The organism is Nocardia sp. NPDC047038, from assembly GCF_040644075.1.
Lineage (GTDB): Bacteria > Actinomycetota > Actinomycetes > Mycobacteriales > Mycobacteriaceae > Nocardia > Nocardia sichangensis.
In genome coordinates, this window is sequence record NZ_JBEYVQ010000002.1 from 31,746 (window position 1) to 47,158 (window position 15,413).

The 15,413-nt window shown below is 67.3% G+C and carries 18 protein-coding genes and 1 pseudogene; 11 read left to right on the forward strand and 8 right to left on the reverse strand.

The window, feature by feature from the left end; translation table 11 throughout:
• Positions 1–29 precede the first annotated feature (29 nt).
• On the forward strand, positions 30–863 hold the full coding sequence (locus ABZ824_RS08210; protein WP_355071999.1) for an ABC transporter permease: 834 nt from the start codon (positions 30–32) through the stop codon (positions 861–863).
• A 115-nt stretch (positions 864–978) separates the two neighbouring features.
• On the opposite strand, the gene ABZ824_RS08215 is transcribed toward ABZ824_RS08210, so the two are convergent.
• On the reverse strand, positions 979–4,317 hold the full coding sequence (locus tag ABZ824_RS08215) for a BTAD domain-containing putative transcriptional regulator (RefSeq protein ID WP_356962545.1): 3,339 nt from the start codon (positions 4,315–4,317) through the stop codon (positions 979–981).
• Positions 4,318–4,449: 132 nt separating this feature from the next.
• Between ABZ824_RS08215 and ABZ824_RS08220 the strand changes: the two genes are divergently transcribed.
• Both ABZ824_RS08220 and ABZ824_RS08225 read left to right on the forward strand, forming a co-directional pair.
• Entirely contained in the window at positions 4,450–4,914 is a 465-nt protein-coding gene (locus ABZ824_RS08220) for an SRPBCC family protein (protein WP_355071996.1), read from the forward strand.
• Between the two features lie 125 nt (positions 4,915–5,039).
• Positions 5,040–5,909 (forward strand): 1,4-dihydroxy-2-naphthoate polyprenyltransferase, encoded by an 870-nt coding sequence (locus ABZ824_RS08225; protein WP_356962547.1) that lies wholly within the window; start codon positions 5,040–5,042, stop codon positions 5,907–5,909.
• A gap of 89 nt (positions 5,910–5,998) precedes the next feature.
• Here the strand turns inward: ABZ824_RS08225 and ABZ824_RS08230 are convergent, their stop codons facing one another.
• The 5 genes from ABZ824_RS08230 to ABZ824_RS08250 all read right to left on the reverse strand — a co-directional run bounded on the left by ABZ824_RS08230 (position 5,999) and on the right by ABZ824_RS08250 (position 8,757).
• Positions 5,999–6,382: a phage holin family protein gene (locus ABZ824_RS08230; protein ID WP_356962549.1), complete on the reverse strand. Its 384-nt coding sequence runs from the start codon at positions 6,380–6,382 to the stop codon at positions 5,999–6,001.
• A gap of 74 nt (positions 6,383–6,456) precedes the next feature.
• A complete protein-coding gene (locus ABZ824_RS08235) occupies positions 6,457–7,038 on the reverse strand; it encodes a Clp protease N-terminal domain-containing protein (protein ID WP_356962551.1) in 582 nt (193 codons plus the stop codon).
• The gene (locus tag ABZ824_RS08240) at positions 7,038–7,259 is read right to left on the reverse strand and encodes a helix-turn-helix domain-containing protein (RefSeq protein WP_039802098.1); all 222 of its coding nucleotides are present in this window, start codon (positions 7,257–7,259) and stop codon (positions 7,038–7,040) included. The genes ABZ824_RS08235 and ABZ824_RS08240 overlap by 1 nt, the downstream gene beginning before the upstream one ends.
• A gap of 116 nt (positions 7,260–7,375) precedes the next feature.
• Positions 7,376–8,461 (reverse strand): PLP-dependent cysteine synthase family protein, encoded by a 1,086-nt coding sequence (locus ABZ824_RS08245; protein WP_356962554.1) that lies wholly within the window; start codon positions 8,459–8,461, stop codon positions 7,376–7,378.
• Positions 8,458–8,757 carry a DUF4229 domain-containing protein gene (locus tag ABZ824_RS08250; RefSeq protein ID WP_356963464.1) on the reverse strand — a complete coding sequence of 100 codons (300 nt, stop codon included), beginning with the start codon at positions 8,755–8,757 and terminating at the stop codon, positions 8,458–8,460. The genes ABZ824_RS08245 and ABZ824_RS08250 overlap by 4 nt, the downstream gene beginning before the upstream one ends.
• A gap of 248 nt (positions 8,758–9,005) precedes the next feature.
• Between ABZ824_RS08250 and ABZ824_RS08255 the strand changes: the two genes are divergently transcribed.
• Positions 9,006–9,218, forward strand: coding sequence for a BldC family transcriptional regulator (locus ABZ824_RS08255; protein ID WP_039802103.1), 213 nt, complete (start codon positions 9,006–9,008; stop codon positions 9,216–9,218).
• A 117-nt stretch (positions 9,219–9,335) separates the two neighbouring features.
• Positions 9,336–9,542, forward strand: a complete 207-nt coding sequence (locus ABZ824_RS08260) for a hypothetical protein (protein WP_355071985.1) — start codon at positions 9,336–9,338, stop codon at positions 9,540–9,542.
• A 192-nt stretch (positions 9,543–9,734) separates the two neighbouring features.
• On the opposite strand, the gene ABZ824_RS08265 is transcribed toward ABZ824_RS08260, so the two are convergent.
• The gene (locus tag ABZ824_RS08265; RefSeq protein ID WP_356962556.1) at positions 9,735–10,343 is read right to left on the reverse strand and encodes a hypothetical protein; all 609 of its coding nucleotides are present in this window, start codon (positions 10,341–10,343) and stop codon (positions 9,735–9,737) included.
• 309 nt (positions 10,344–10,652) lie between these two features.
• On the opposite strand from ABZ824_RS08265, the gene ABZ824_RS08270 reads away from it, so the two are divergent.
• A complete protein-coding gene (locus tag ABZ824_RS08270; protein ID WP_355071981.1) occupies positions 10,653–11,303 on the forward strand; it encodes a hypothetical protein in 651 nt (216 codons plus the stop codon).
• A 291-nt stretch (positions 11,304–11,594) separates the two neighbouring features.
• On the opposite strand, the gene ABZ824_RS08275 is transcribed toward ABZ824_RS08270, so the two are convergent.
• A complete protein-coding gene (locus ABZ824_RS08275; RefSeq protein ID WP_356963465.1) occupies positions 11,595–12,665 on the reverse strand; it encodes a GNAT family N-acetyltransferase in 1,071 nt (356 codons plus the stop codon).
• Positions 12,666–12,793: 128 nt separating this feature from the next.
• Between ABZ824_RS08275 and ABZ824_RS08280 the strand changes: the two are divergent.
• From ABZ824_RS08280 to ABZ824_RS08300, 5 genes and pseudogenes are all read left to right on the forward strand, one after another.
• Positions 12,794–12,985 (forward strand): annotated as a pseudogene (locus ABZ824_RS08280) (helix-turn-helix transcriptional regulator); the annotation flags it as partial.
• A 117-nt stretch (positions 12,986–13,102) separates the two neighbouring features.
• Positions 13,103–13,954 carry a hypothetical protein gene (locus ABZ824_RS08285; protein ID WP_356963515.1) on the forward strand — a complete coding sequence of 284 codons (852 nt, stop codon included), beginning with the start codon at positions 13,103–13,105 and terminating at the stop codon, positions 13,952–13,954.
• Positions 13,955–14,168: 214 nt separating this feature from the next.
• The gene (locus tag ABZ824_RS08290; protein WP_356962558.1) at positions 14,169–14,630 is read left to right on the forward strand and encodes a hypothetical protein; all 462 of its coding nucleotides are present in this window, start codon (positions 14,169–14,171) and stop codon (positions 14,628–14,630) included.
• Positions 14,627–15,115 carry a DNA-directed RNA polymerase subunit beta gene (locus tag ABZ824_RS08295; protein ID WP_356962560.1) on the forward strand — a complete coding sequence of 163 codons (489 nt, stop codon included), beginning with the start codon at positions 14,627–14,629 and terminating at the stop codon, positions 15,113–15,115. The genes ABZ824_RS08290 and ABZ824_RS08295 overlap by 4 nt, the downstream gene beginning before the upstream one ends.
• Complete coding sequence (locus tag ABZ824_RS08300; protein WP_356962562.1) at positions 15,112–15,378, forward strand: hypothetical protein; 267 nt, start codon at positions 15,112–15,114, stop codon at positions 15,376–15,378. Before ABZ824_RS08295 ends, ABZ824_RS08300 begins: the two co-directional genes overlap by 4 nt.
• Positions 15,379–15,413: the final 35 nt, after the last annotated feature.

A 15,413-nucleotide genomic window follows, 5' to 3' on the forward strand; every position in this document is an offset into this window, starting at 1 on the left:
TCCCGCGCACGCAGAGAAGGAGCACGACCATGACCACCATCACCGCGACCGAGACGCGCCGAACGGCGCCGACGAAGATCCCCGAAGTGAGCAACCACGTTCCGCTCGTCCAAGCGGCGGCGAACTCGTTCACCATGGCCTACCGCGGCCTGCTGAAGATCAAGCACAAGCCCGAGCAGCTGTTCGACGTGACGATCCAGCCGATCCTGTTCACCGCCCTGTTCGCCTACATCTTCGGCGGCGCCATCGGCGGCAGCGTGCAGGACTACCTGCCGGTCCTGATTCCCGGCATCCTGGTGCAGACCGTGGTGCTCACCTCGGTCGTCACCGGCACCCAGTTGCGCGAGGACATGGACAAGGGCGTCTTCGACCGGTTCAAATCCCTCCCGATCGCCCGCGTCTCGGCGCTGGCCGGCGCTCTGCTGGCGGATATGGTGCGCTACGCCCTCGCCACCGTGCTCACCATCGTCGTCGGCGTCGCCATCGGTTATCGCCCGGAGGGCGGTGTGCTCGGGGTCGTCGCGGCGGGTCTGGTCATCGTCTTCTGCTCGTTCGCGATCAGCTGGATCTGGGCGCTGGTCGGGGTCACCGGCAAGAGCGCGGCGGGCGTGCAGGGCATCTCGATGATGATCATGTTCCCGCTTACCTTCATGTCCGGCGCCTTCGCGCTGGTGAGCACGATGCCGGGCTGGATGCAGGGCCTCAATCACGTGAACCCGGTGTATTACATGGTGAACACGTGCCGCGGGTTGATGAACGGCGCCGCCTTCGGCAGCGATCTGGCTTGGTCGCTGATCGGCTCGCTGGTCGTCATCGCGATCTTCGCCCCGCTCACGGTCAAGGCGTACATGCGCCGGGCGTGACCGATCACCGCGCCACAGCGGGCCGGGTGACCATCGTCACCCGGCCCGCTTTCGCTGTGCTGCCGCGCACGACGGTTCGATTCCTCGCGCAAACCAGATCACCGCCGTCGACTGATCAACGAGCGTCGACCAGTCCTTGCAGCAATTCCATGATGCGATCCGCGGACCTGTTCCGGCGCAGGTGGCCGAGGCGGCTGCGGGCTTCGGCGACCGGGCCGGGACCGAGCTTCGCGGTCGCCGCGTCCAAGTGCCGTTGCCACCGCATCGAGGGAAAGTCCTGTCGGCAGACGACGTTCGGGGCCAGGATGAGCAAGTCGAGCCCCACCGTGACCTCGCGGTCGACGGCGATGAGATACGAGCCGATCGCGCAGGCGACGCCGCCGATCTGCGGCAGGTCGCGGTACTGGGTCATCGTCGGCACAGCCGTCTCGGCAAGCTGCGTGGGCAGAGTCGCGTCCGGGTCGGCAGCGCCGTTTATCACCTGCGCGGCGAGCGCCGCCGCGGCCAGCATCAGGGCGCCGGGCCCGGGGCCGAGCGCGTTGTCCGGCCAGCCGAACAGTTCCAGCGCGCGTTCGTAGCGAGTGAACCCGCCCGCGGTGTCACCTTCCGCGAACGCCAACTCCGCCGAACTCTGCATCACGGTGGACAGCAGCCGGTTCTGTCCGAGGGACGAGTTGTCCAAGTCCGGCGTGCCGAACGCGAGATCGAGTTCCCGCCGCGCCTGCTCCAGCTCGCCGATTCCGACCAGTGAAGCCACCAGCAGGCTGCGGATCTCCACCGTGTCCTCGTAGGCGCCGAGCCGCTGCAACACCTCGAGCGCGCGGCGGTAATAGGTCACCGACTGGTCGTAGCGGGCGATCTGTCCACAGACCTGTCCGAGGTGCCTGCTCACCATCGCCACGCTCCAGACGTTCTCGCGCCCGAGCACCTCCAGCGCCTTGATCGCATCGATGGTGGAGCCGCGCACATCGCCGAGGTTCTCCCGGATGTTGGCTCGCAACAACAGCGCCGAACCCCTGGTCTCCGGATCTGCCGAACGCGCCGCCTCGGCGAGGAGCCTGCTGAAGCCGCGTCCGTCGGCCCTGGTGAGCACGACCCGGGCGATGAATCGGCTGTTCTCGGTGAGTTCGACGGGAAGATGAAGCAATCGGCGCACGCGCCTGCGGAGCACGGCGATCTCCCTGGCGCTGCCGTTGGTGTAAGCGAGATGCAGGAACGTCATCTGGTAGGTGACGAGCACCAGATCCGGACGCGGACCTTCCGGCCCGAAGTCGGCCGGCTCCAATTCGATGACCCGCTGAGCCCAGGCGATCACTTCCAAGTGCGATCCCCGGATGATCCACAGCGTGGCGACGACCGGGAACACCGTGTAGGCCGTCGCGGCATCCCGCCTTTCGATCGCGCAACGCAGCGCGGCGAGCAAGTTGTCCACCTCCGCCGCCACAGAGAGCGCGAGGTGGAACTGATCGCCGGTCATATACCGGCTCGCCACGTCATCGGCGTAGTCCTTGGCCCACCGCATCATCCGGGTATCGACCGATTCCGGCTCTCCCGACGCGGCGGCCAGCTGCTCTTCACCGTATTCCCGCACCGTCTCCAACATCCGGTAGCGGGTGCCGAGCACTTCGTCGTCCAGCACGGTGAGCAGCGATTGGTTGACCAGGCCGTCGACGGCCGCGGCGACATCGACCACGTCGGCTCCGCCCGCGACCGCCTCGGCCGCCGACAGCGTGAAACCGGCGGGAAATCGGCACAACCGGCGCAACGTGGCTTGCTGTTCGGTGTCGAGCAGGTTCCAGCTCCAGTCGATCACCGCGTGCAGCGTGCGATGCCGTGCGGGCGAACTGCGATCGCCGTGGCGCAGCAGCGCGAACCGGTCGGCCAGCCGCTCGTTGATCTCCTCGACGCTCATCACGCGCACGCGGGCCGCCGCCAGTTCGATGGCCAGCGGCAGCCCGTCGAGGGTGTGGCACAGCTGGGCGACCACGTCCGGATCCAGCCGGACGCCGGGCCGCACCGCCCTGGCGCGCGCGGCGAACAGCTCGGTGGCGGGCGAGCCCGCCGGATCGATGGTCAGCGGCGGCAAAGGATACACCGTCTCGGCGGTGATGGTCAGCGGCGAACGGCTCGTGGTGAGCACGGTCAGCCGCGGTGCGACGCCGATCAGATCGGCGACCACCACGGCGACGGCGTCGATCAGATGCTCGCAGTTGTCCAGGATCAGCAGCATCGAGCGCGCCGACACCGCGTCGTGCAGCCGCCCGCGCAGATCGACGATCTGCCCGGAACGCAGCGTGGCCGCGTCGAAGGTGACCTCGCTGAGCCCGAGTACCGCGGCGATCGCCGCCTCGATCTCGACCCTGGCTTCGTCGCCTTCGGCGCGCACCGAGGCCAGCTCGACCAGCGCCACCGGACAGGTGGCGGCCGCCTGCCAACCGATCTCGTTGGCGACCCTGGTCTTGCCCGCACCGCCGGGGCCGAGCACGGTCACCACCCGGGCATCGCGGAGCAGCTCGATCAGCTCGGTGATGTCGGCGGCCCGGCCGAGCAGTGCGTTGGGCGCGGCACGCAGGCCGATCGCGGCGAGGTGCGGTGTCGGTACGTCAGCGGCCGAGGGCGTCGCCTCGGCCGCGAGCCCGCTTCGGGAACCGCCGTCTTCGCTCGCCGCGCTGCCCGAGCGCGGCGGCGCGACGCGGCCTATCCGCTCCCCACGCAGGATCGCCGTATGCATCTCGGTGAGCGCGGGCCCCGGGTCCGTGCCGAGTTCCTCGGCCAGCCGGGAGCGGAAAGCGGCGAACGATTCCACCGCCTCGTTGGGCCGCCCCGCCGCCGCCAACAGGCGCATCAGGGTCTGCTGCGCGGGCTCGTCCAGCGGTTCCGCGGCGGCGCGCAGCCGAGCGAGACGCAAGGCTCCATCGACGTCGCCGCCGTCCTCGCGTGCGGCGAGTTCGAGTTCGTCCAGTTCGGCCAGACGCCGCCCGGCCGCTGCGCGAAGCTCGTCGGCGAGGTCGCCCGGCGGCAGATCCGCACCGGGATCCCCGCGCCACAGCCCCCGCGCCCGGGTGATTTCCGCCAGGCACCCCGGAAGGTCTCCCGCCGCGCGCAGCCCGTACGCCCGCGCCACGCGCTCGCCCACCGAGGACAAGTCGACCTGATCGGCGCCGAGGGTCAACCGATAGCCCGCAGGGCCGATTTCCAGCGCGCCCTCCGGCAGCGCCGACCGCAACCGGGAAACCTGGGTGTGTAGCGCGTTCATCGGCGAGCGCGGCGGCTGCTCGCCCCAGACCTCCTCGATCAGGGCCTGCGCGCCGCGGCTGCGACCCGGCCGCAGGGCCAGGGCGGTGAGCAGCAGCCGGGAGCGTGCACCGGGCAGCGGCGTCAGCGTGCCGTCGCGGCGCAGCGCGACCTCGCCCAGCAAGGCCACCACGACCGATTCGCCTGCGGGCGTCGTCACTGCTCGACTGTGGCCGTGCGGGCCGCTGTGCTCCGGAAACATCCCGCGGTCATCGTAGGCGAGCAGACCCGAGAAGCTCGACACGAATTCTTTGCCGCGACTGCGAGCGGTCGGTCGCATAGTGTGACCCCCATGGCTGAGTTCGAGGTGGTCCGATCGGCCGTGATCACGGCCGACCCCGCGCGCGTGCACGGGCTGATCAACGATTTCCACAAGTGGGTCGAGTGGTCGCCGTGGGAGGACCTCGACCCGCAGCTCCAGCGCAGTTACTCCGGCGCGGAATCCGGTGTCGGCGCGCGCTACGCCTGGAGCGGCAACCGCAAGGCGGGAGCGGGCAGCATGGAGATCGTCGGCAGCGCCGAGCGCGAGATCGGCGTGCGCCTGGAGTTCATGAAGCCCATGAAGGCCACCAACATGGTGACCTTCATCCTGGACCCGGTCGAGACCGGCACCGAAGTGACCTGGCGGATGACCGGCCGTCAGACCGGGCTGATGGCCGTCATCGGCAAGCTCATCCCGATGGACAAGTTCGTCGGCCGGGATTTCGAGAAGGGACTCGCGCGGATGCAGGAGGCGGTGACGGCCGAAACGGCCTGATCGCCGCGCGCGGGCCGAGGACGGACCACGTCCGACTCTGCCGATTATGCGTACCTCCGCCTTCGCTCCGGCCATGCGCGAGCTGAGGACGGACTCCGTCCGACTCTGCCCATTATGCTGCGAACATGGCTACTGCAGCGCAATGGATCGAGGGCGCGCGACCCCGTACCCTGCCGAACGCGATCGCCCCGGTGCTCGCCGGGACCGGCGCCGCCGCGTCGATCGATGGTGCGGTGTGGTGGAAAGCGATTCTCGCGCTGTTCGTTTCGCTGGCGCTGATCATCGGCGTGAACTTCGCCAACGACTACTCCGACGGCATCCGCGGCACCGATGACGTCCGGGTCGGCCCGCTGCGCCTGGTCGGGCAGAAATTGGCCTCGCCCACCGCGGTGAAGACCGCCGCGATCGTCAGCTTGGTCGTCGGGGCCGTCTTCGGCCTGGTGCTGGTGCTCACCAGCGCCTGGTGGCTGCTGCTCGTCGGCGCGGCCTGCCTGGCCGGCGCCTGGTACTACACCGGCGGCAGCAAGCCCTACGGCTACAGCGGATTCGGTGAAGTGGCGGTGTTCGTCTTCTTCGGCCTGATCGCCGTGCTCGGCACCCAGTTCGTGCAGGCGGGCCGGATCGACTGGGTCGGTGCGCTGCTCGCGATCGCGGTGGGCGCGTTCTCCAGCGCCGTGCTCGTCGCGAACAACCTGCGTGACATCCCCACCGACACCGGGTCCGGAAAGGTCACACTCGCGGTCAAACTCGGCGATCCGCGCACCCGCACGCTGCACCTGGCCCTGCTCACCGTCCCGTTCCTCGTGACGTTGGCGCTGGTGGCCCGCACGCCATGGGCACTGGCCGGGTTGCTCGCGATACCGCTCGCCGTCCGCGCCAACGCGCCGGTGCGCGGCGGCAAGGGCGGGCTGGAACTGATTCCCGCGCTGCGGGATTCCGGCCTGGCGCTGCTGGTCTGGTCGGCGGTCACCGCGCTGGCGGTCGGGCTGGGTTAGCGCGGCCCTCGCGGTCGCGGATCGCGCCGACCAGGTGGACTCGATGGCGCGATGCGCGATCGAGCGTCGTCCGTTCGCGGCGGCGCGGACTAATCCTCGTCCGGAACCAGGATGCCGAGCACCCAGTTCACCAGCGAGACGATGACGCCGCCGAACACCGCGGCCCAGAAGCCCTCGACGCGCAGGCCGTAATGGCTGAATGCTCCGGTGATCTCGGCGGTCAGCCACAGCATGAGCGCGTTGATCAGAAGCAGGAACAGGCCGAGCGTCACGATCACCAACGGTAGCGACAGCAGTTTCACTATCGGCTTGACCAGGGCGTTCACCGCCGTGAACACCGCGGCCACCGCGAGGACCACACCGATCTTGGCGCCGTTGCCGCCTTCCGGAGCGAGAATGTCGATCTTGTCGACCCAGACGGCGGCCAGCCAGATGGCCACCGCGTTGATGATCAACCGAATCACGAGCTGCATGGCCCAATGCTAGGCGTCGGAGGCGGACACACGCCGCTGGAAAACACGAACTCCCGCAGCGCATGTCCGCCTGCTCAAGCCGCACGGTCGAGCAGGGCATGCACCTTGGGCCGCAATTCACCGATCGCGTCGGAGCCGCCGAACAGGCGCACCGTCGTCTGGTTCGGGGCGCGCAGGATGCCGAGCAGCATGTGCCCCGACTCGATGGTCTTGTCCTTGCGACCGAGCGCCTCACGCAGGGAGAGCTCGAGCACCTTCTTCGCTTCCTTCGTGAACGGAATGTGCCCGTAGTACCCACCGCGGCTCCACGGGAACGGCCCACGGCGCGGGTCCGGCGCGGCGCGGTCGAGCGCGTCCTCGCCGAAATGCGTGTCCAGCGACTCCCGGACGGCGTCCAGATCAATGCCGATGGAGCGCAAGGCCTCGGCGTCCTCGGGGCCGAGCGGTATCCCGTTGCCCTGCTCGGCCAGCGCGCTGCGCACGCCGTCGCGAGTGAGTCCCGCGTCCGCGAGCAACGCCGCCAATTCCGGCTCGGCATGCGCGAGCACACCGAGCAATACGTGCTCCACCTCGATATTCGACGCGTGGAGTTCGCGCGCGTCCTCCTGGGCGACGATGATCGCCGTGCGCGCAGACCTGCTGAACCGCTCGAACATCAGCGGATCCTGCCTTTCCGGTTGTACTTCTGGTGGACTGCTTGCCTGCTGACCTCGAGCGCCTCCGCGATCGCCTGCCACGACCAGCCCTGAGCACGGGCGTTGGCCACCTGGATCGCCTCGAGACGTTCGAGCAGCCTGCGTAGCGCGAGCACCGCGCGCAGCCCGACCTTCGGATCGGGGCTGCCCGCGGCCGCCGCGAGTGTGGTTGCTTCCGTCATGATGTCAATTTTGATTGACACATGCTCGCGATGTCAACAAAAATTGACAACCGAGGGCGCGATTCAACCCCGTTCCGCCTCAGGCGAACAAAACCCCTGGCCGGGGCACGAACCGATCAGGCGTCCCAGATTCCGGTCGCCACGAACTTCTCCAGGACAGCGGTGGGCTCCGCGAGCTCCAGCCCCTGGGACGCCACCCACGCGTCGTCGAAATACGTTCCGGCATAGCGATCCCCGCCGTCACACAGCAGGGTGACGACACTGCCGCCGCGCCCTTCGGAGAGCATCTCGGCGATCAAGGCGAAAACGCCCCACAGGTTGGTGCCGGTGGAGCCGCCGACCCGGCGGCCGAGCCGCACACTCGCGAACCGGGCCGCGGCGATGGATGCCGCGTCGGGCACCTCGAACATGCGGTCCACCACTTGGCCGACGAACGAGGGTTCCACACGGGGGCGGCCGATGCCTTCGATCCGGGAGGGCATTCCGGTCTGGTAACCCGCATCGCCCGTCTCGTAGCCGCCGTAGAAGGCGGAGTTCTCCGGATCGACCACGGCCAGCTTGGTCGCATGCCTGCGATACCGGATGTAGCGGCCGATCGTGGCGCTGGTGCCGCCCGTGCCCGCGCCGACCACGATCCACTCCGGCACCGGATTGGTCTCCAACGCCATCTGCTGGAAGATCGACTCGGCGATGTTGTTGTTGCCGCGCCAGTCGGTGGCGCGCTCGGCGTGGGTGAACTGGTCCATGTAGTGACCGCCGCACTCGGCCGCCAGCCGCGCCGCCTCGGTGTACATGTCCGGCGGGCGTTGCACGAAATGACAGCGGCCGCCCTGCGCCTCGATGAGCGCGATCTTCTGCGGAGAGGTGCTCGCGGGCATCACCGCGACGAAGTCCAAGCCGAGCAGTTTCGCGAAATAGGCCTCGCTGACCGCCGTCGAACCCGAGGACGCCTCCACCACGGTCGTCCCCTCGCCGACCCAGCCGTTGCAGATCGCGTACAGGAACAGCGAGCGAGCCAGGCGGTGCTTGAGGCTGCCGGTGATGTGGGTGGACTCGTCCTTGAGATAGAGCTGGATGTTCCACTCGGCGGGCAGCGGGTAGCGCAGCAAGTGGGTGTCCGCGCTGCGCTGGGTGTCGGCGTCGATCAACCGCACCGCGTTGTCGACCCAGTCGCGCGGAGCGGTGTGATCGCAGGACTTCACGAAGAAGTCCCCGACTCCGGCGGAGCGGGCGGCTCGTCGCCGCGCAACCGCGCCCGTAGCTCGGCCTTGTCGCGGCGCCTGCGCTCGTCGACCAGGGCGATGTCCTCGTTCACCTTGGCCCGCAGCCGCTTGAACAGCACCAGCGACAGCGGCATCGCGATGATGAGCGCGAACAAGGCTGCGACCACGATGGGGATGTCCACCGACACCAGTCGCGCGGCCAGCACGATCAGCGCGGCGAGCACTACCACGAGACCCAACCTGGCGACGGTGTAAAGGGTCAGATTGCGGGCCAGACGACGACCAGCGCCAGCCGTTTGCTGTCCGGAAGCACCTTTTGGTGGATTCGCGTCACGCACATCCCTCAGCCTATGCGAAGCTGTTGCCCGCCCCCGGTGCACGCCCAACAGCCGGGGGTGGGGCGCGCATCCGTTTTGTCTATTACCTCCCCTTTACCAACTGTAGGTGGTTCGAGTACCTAGGGGTTTCAGTGCGACGATGGCGCCATCTGATGAGGGAACTGTCGAGAACGGAGAGGTTTGCTATGACTGCGATCACCGTCGGCGGCCAGGACACCCTGCTGACTCCGGGCCAGGTTGCTGCCCTGTTCCACGTCGACCCCAAGACCGTGACGCGCTGGGCTCACGCCGGGCGCCTCGGGTCGCTTCGCACACCGGGCGGACATCGCCGGTTCCGCGAATCGGAAGTACTCCAGCTGCTCAAGTCGCTGACCACCGAAGCGACCGCAGCACGCTGATCGCAGGGCGCGCGGACCTGTCGTGCTCGGGTCCGCGCTCGCCCGCAGACCATTTTCGCGTCTGCGGTGTGCTGGAGCCACGTCCGCGGCTACCCTCGTAACCAGGAGGTGAGCGACGTGACGTACCTGTTGGCACTCATCGCGGTGGTGGCAATAGCGGTGTTGTGCTGGAAGGCGTTCGGCCCCGAGCGGACTGGACCCACTGCCCCGCAATCGCGTTCACCACGGCGCAAGCGCGTCATCGGACCCGACGACGACCCGGAGTTCCTCTGGCGACTATCTCGCCAGCACCGTGACGGCGAGTCCGGTTCCGCCGAGCGTTGATCTTCGCAGTACTCGCGCGATAGCACGCGTCCAGCGGTATCCGGCGTTCGCGCGATTTCATCGCTCTGCCGTGGCGCCGTCCCGGCGGGGGCCGAACCTCCACCCTCGACGAACGCCACGACGATCGACAACCCGGTCCGGGTGCGGCAGGCGCGCTGCGGTGCGCCTGCCGCATCCGATCCGCGCCATCGATCAGGGTTCGCCGTTGACGACCGCCATCAGCGCGTCGGTGAACGGCTGTCCACCCTGAATGGCTCCGCCCGCGATCGCGCCGACGACCAGGCCGATCGGGCCGGTGATGATGCTGAAGAAGCCCAGGCCGATCAGGGCCCCGAGCAGTCCGCCGAGCAGCGCGCCGCCGACCACGCCGACCACGTTCTGGTTCAACTCGGCGATGAGACGGTTCATCGAGCTGATCGGCTGCATCTCGCCGATCTCCTTGGCGCCTGCCACCGGGGTGAGCGCGAGACGCCGTCCGCTGTCGCTGATTTCGTGCGCGACCGAGAGCTTGCTGCCGGAAACCTGGAAGGTGAGCGGCACTTCGGCCACCACGGCCCCGGTATCGGAGGTCAGCTTGATCTTGGTGCCGTCGTCGGCCACCGCGAAGGTGCCGTGCTCGACGGCGGTCGAGATGGCTCCGGTCTCGCGCGAGACCGTGGTGTGGTAGTCGACCCCCTGCTCTACCCCGGTTGTCGTGATCTCACGCTCCGGTTCTACGGGTTTCGCGTTCGCGGCCCCCGCTGTGATGCCCACTGCGGCAACCGCGCCGAGCGTAATGGCGGCAATAGTGCCGAACTTCATTCTGGAATTCCTTCTCACCGAGACACCGGCTCCGGAGGCCGGATGGCGTGTGACTGTACAGCGCCCGTGACTAGTTTCCAGACTTGGCGACCGGCACACCTGATCGCGAAGTTCGTTATCCGATCGTGATCACACCTGGCCCGGATACCGACACGTACGTGAATTCCCAGCGCGGATCGCTACGCCTGGGAAGGAAAACTCGACGCGGACGTGCCGCGTAGTGTAAGCATGGCGTGGTCTTCAATCCGCAAGATTCACAACTTCGGGTCGCTAGGTGGGTCGAAGGGTTCACAGCTCTGGAGGACGTACGTGTCGCGCCAACGTGTCCGCGCCGGTATCACCCTGGCCGCCTTCATGGTCGGGACCGGACTGGCGGCCACCATCGTGGTCGTCGCCGCGCTATCGATGTCCGGCCCCGCCGATGAGCCGGCCAAGGCCGCCGCTCAGAACGCCGCCGCGGCAACAACCTCGGCTCCCCCGCCCACCACCGAGGAGCCGCTGCCGACCACCACGGAAGCGCTGCCGACCACGTCGGCGATGCGCGGCGCGTCCAACAAGAGCGCCACCAGCATGCAGGTGAACATCGGCGACTGCGTACAACTCGGCGGAGCAGGCGCGATCGACAAAACCGCTTGTGGCAGCCAGAACTCCGTCTACAAAGTCGTCGATAAGGCACCGGCGAACGCCACCTGCCCCACCGACGCCGACCACACCTACAACGAAACTTTGCACGGGGCGACACAGGCCGCGCTGTGCCTGGACATCGACTGGGTCGTCGGCGGCTGCATGGAACTGACACCCGGCAGCCCCAAGCGTCTCGACTGCGCCGCCCACACCCCTGGCGCGGTCCGGGTCATCGACATCAAGCAGAACACCGTCGACGTCAACGCGTGCGGGTCGGCCGACAGCGGAATCGTCTACCAGCAAAGGCATTTCGTGGTTTGCGTGGCGCGGCTGTAGGTGCCGTTACACCTCCGCGAACGGTCTTTCCGCCCACGAGGGAGCCGCGACTTTGCGGCCGATTAACAGACATGCGAAGTCTTATGTCCCTTAAGGCGAGGCTCGGAACGTTATTTGTTCTGCCGGTCGGGAATTCGCGTGCTGCCACTCGCGCGTTACACGCGTCGTAAACCAGCGGCGATCTCACACAATTCGGGCCACACAGTCTGAAACGTGCGCATTCAAATATTTTCACGCAATCGCACCAATAAAAACCCTAGTCTTCCGCGAAATACTCCAGGCGTGCGCTCGTCAGCCCACACCGTCGAGTGACAGGCCCATGAGTACCGCGTCCCACAGCTCGCCGCTGCGACGTCGGTAATGCCCGCGCAAGACGCCCTCGACCTCGAAACCGGCTCGGTCGTAGAGCGTCATCGCGCGCTGATTGTGCGGCCATACTTGCAGACTCACCTTGTGGGCGCCTCGATCCCGCGACCAACTGATGACTCGCTCGAGCAGCGCCGACCCGATGCCACCTCCCCGCCGGTCCGCCGCGACCATCATGCCGAAGGCCGTGACGCCAGGTGTGCCGAAGTAGACCGTCGCCGTGCCCACGACGCATCCGTCGATCTCCGTCACGAAGACACCGCGCTTCTCGTCGCCGAGATTCGCTCGGATCTGCCGTGCGGCGTCTTCCTCGTCCAACGGCGCTTCGGCCCCGATCCATTTGCCCTCCGCTGCCACCGCGACGCGCAGTTGGACGATCCCGTCGACATCGGCTTCCTCGGCGACACGAGCCGTGGGGCCGGTCAACGACCGCGGTCTCGCCGACGGGCGGCTCGGGGCGAGCCGCGCGTACACGAACATGTCGCGACGACTTTCGCCGACTTGCCGCCACCCGCGCAGCAGCCCCTCACGCCGGAATCCCGCCCGCTCGGCAGTCCGGATGGAGGCGGTATTCCACGGTTCCACGTAGAGCTGCAGCCGGGCAACGGCCAGTTGCTCGAACGCCCAGTCCGCGACCGCCCGCAGCGCGTGGGCGGCCACCCCCTGCCCACGAGCGGACCGCACCAGCCAATACCCGACCGATGCCCGGCCCTCTCCGAGATCCTTGGTCCAGATTCCGATACTGCCGAGCGGCTTACCGTCCGTCGCTCGCGCGATCACGAAGGGGTACCCGCTTCCGCTCCCGGGTCGTTTCCACTGCCGCTCGACGAACTCCTTCGCCGCTTCCTCGGTGTACCTCGATGGCACAGTGGTGATCAACGGGATCGTGTCGTCGTCCGACGCTTCCCGAACCAGGTCGAGATCCGCAGACGACATCGACCAAGGTCGAAGAACCAATTCACCTGCCACTGCGATCAATTCCGGCACGCGGCGCATCCGGGCCGTTTCCGAGTTCTTCCCCACCAGACGATGATCACCGTCCGCGGCCCCGGGCGCTAGCGGGTTCGACCGTGCTGGTTCGAGATGAGCCTGACGAGAATCCCAAGGTCCCGTAGCCTCGGGCCATGAGCACAGATCTCGGGGAACGCTTGCGATCTGTTCGCAAGCGGAGCGGTCTGACGCAACGTGAACTCGCACAGAGTTCAGGAGTATCGCTATCTCTGATTCGCAAGATCGAACAGGGCGAGCGCGATGACACTCGCATACAGACACTTCGACGGCTGGCCGTGGCGATGAGCTGCCCGCTCTCGACTCTTCTCGGGCCCACCCCCCGCCGACCCGAGACCGAAAGCGGCGAACTCTGGCTTCCAACTCGGCGGGCTCTCGTGTCGAGCGCAGACGGACACACGGTCGAAATGCCTACTGAGCGGAGCATGAACGAGTCGCTTGTCGAAGCGGTGAAGCTCTACCACCACAACGAGTACGACGAATTGAGTCGGCAACTTCCCCGCTTGATACTCGATGGACGCGCCGCGTCGCCGCTCATGCGGTCCCGGATCCTGCAACTGGTCGGGTCGGTGCTGGTCCAGACTCGGCAACTCCAGCCAGCGAGAACCGCCCTCGAGCAGTCACTCCGGGATGCCGAATCGACCGGAAACCTGCTCGATTCCGCGTCGGCAGTGATCACTTTGTGTTGGCTGCTCCTTGTAGAACGGCAGTTCGAGCAGGTCCGCACCTTGGCCGTGTCGTGGGCTGACCGTGTCGAGCCGCGTCTGTCGGTCGCCACCACACGGGAACTGTCGACCTGGGGGTGGTTGCTGTTGCGTGGCTCGGCCGCAGCGATACGCGACAACCGGCCAGACGAGGCGGACGAAATGATGCGCCTCGCGAACGCGGCAGCGGCAGCGGTCAAACGGGATTCGGGTAATTATCACCAGTACTGGACGACGTTCGGACCTGCCACGGTCGCCATGAAGCGGGTCGAGAATGCCATCGTGGACGACCGTCCCGACCTCGCGTTACGCCTGGCCCGCGACGTGCCATCAGGGTTGCGCCCGACCTCCGACAACCGGAACAGGCATCTGCTCGATGTCGCCGCAGCACACAGCGAACTTCGAAGCTATGACACCGCGTTCGATGTTCTGGTTCAGCTGTCCCGCGAGGCCCGCCCGTGGCTGATCGAACAACGGTCCGCCAAGGATTTGCTCGGCCGGATCATCACCAGACGGCGCACTCTGACACCTGAGATGCGAGATCTCGCTGATCTTCTGCGACTGGAGTACTGAAGTTTCAGCTCTCGATGGCACTTTCGCCGGTCGGTCTGCCGAGAGTGCCATTGTTGACAACGTTCTCGGCCTGTGACGCTTTCTCCGGCCCCGACGCCGGGGTGAGCCGGCCGCTTCGAAATCCCGGCCGCACCAGTACAGCTATCACCGCTGCCCTGGTGCTGTGCCCTCGGCGTCGGGTGCTTTCCAATCGGATTGCAGGGAGGCGCAGGGGATGGATGCGAGCAGTCGGCAGGGGTTGTATCGGGCGGGCGTGCCTGAGCTGGAGCGGATCGCGGCGTATCTGAAAGACGAGTCGACGCCGTTGCGTGGCTCGCTGACAGATACGCACGGCGCACTGGCCATCGGGATGCGGTGCGCGGCGGTCGCGGGGGCAGACGCCGTGAACGATCGAGCGACGATCGAGGCGCTCGCACGGCGGCACGGTTACACACTGGCCGCGATCTATGTGGTTGCGCCGCAGACGGTATCGCCGGTGGTGGCGGCGCGTGTGTTGGAAATGGTGCACGTCGCCCGCGCGAGTGCGGTGATAGTTCCGGGGATGACGCATCTGGGCGGCTCGGTTCCGGCCGACTTCACGCGAGTGTGCAGCGTGATCATGCCGGGACACGTGATGCTCGGCCGCGCCCTGTACCCGACTCCGGCGCCGTCGGGGGACGCGGAGGCTCAGGCATGAGCGCGCCGGGCATCGAAGGCTTCGATCTGGCAACCCCATCCGGGCGGTGCGCGTACTACAAGATGATCTGTCAACTGCCTGCCGAGGTAGAACCCGAAGCACTCGGCCGAATCGTGGTGCGAGCAGGTTCGCTGGTGTGGGGCGTCTCGGTGCCCGAGCCGTTGGGGCGGGCAGTGACGGACCGGTTGCGCAGCGGCGGATACGGTCTCGGTCCGATCATCACGCACCCGCATTCCCTGACCTGGACATTTCTGGTGCGGCCTGATCTGGCCGACGAACCTCGAATCTTCCCGGGCCTGTTCCGGGATCGCGTGAAGGTGATCCGCGACGGCGGATTGATCGCCCTCCCTTCCCCGGCCGACAGCAGCACCGCATACCGCGCATGGCTCGAGGTTCCCTGCGACACCTACCGGCCCTCAGGACGGCTGGTGGTGGAAGCAGTGCAAGCATCCCTGCTCACACGCGCGGTCAGGACAGGCCGATGAACTCGCACGGCGAATCGATCGCGCCCCCGATTCGCAGTCTCATGACCGACCGCGCCCAGTCCCCGCACCCAGAGGAACCCGACGTACACCTTTCGGTCTACCTGCACGACCAACGAATGGACTTCGCCGCATGCCTGACCGCCGCATTGGTATTCGTCCAGGACTGGAACGCCCGCCACCGCCCCGGCGCGGTAACCGTCCTCCCCGGCGACCCCACCGGCCTCCCCCGTCTCCCGAACGAGCGGCTCTACCTCGAATGCTGACCAAGCCAGCCGGTGCCCGCCGACTGGGCCAGGGA